Consider the following 256-nt stretch of genomic DNA (forward strand, 5'->3'; position numbering starts at 1 on the left):
CCACCATCTCCTGGCCGGTATAGCACCCTTTCTTAAAGCTAATGCCACCCAGCGCCTGCAGGTTGGTGGCCTGAGGAATGAACTGCCCGCTGTTTGCGGCGTCAATCACCGGCAGACCGGCTTCAATGTTCAGCGCCAGCCACTGTTGGCTGTTATTAAACTGGGCTTCACCACGCAGCGCCTCGGTGACGCGTTCGGCGGTCGCGGTATCCGTGACTAACAGAAAGCGTTCCGCCGGGTGTTCAAACCACAGGAT

At 58.6% G+C, this 256-nt stretch carries 1 protein-coding gene; it reads right to left on the reverse strand.

Annotation, left to right across the window (positions count from 1 at the left end):
• A partial coding sequence (ygfZ, locus tag ACPYOJ_RS35890) for a CAF17-like 4Fe-4S cluster assembly/insertion protein YgfZ (protein ID WP_481420463.1) occupies positions 1–256 on the reverse strand: 256 nt, incomplete at both ends.

The sequence above is a fragment of the Rhizobium sp. SVR5-9E genome (assembly GCF_056755095.1).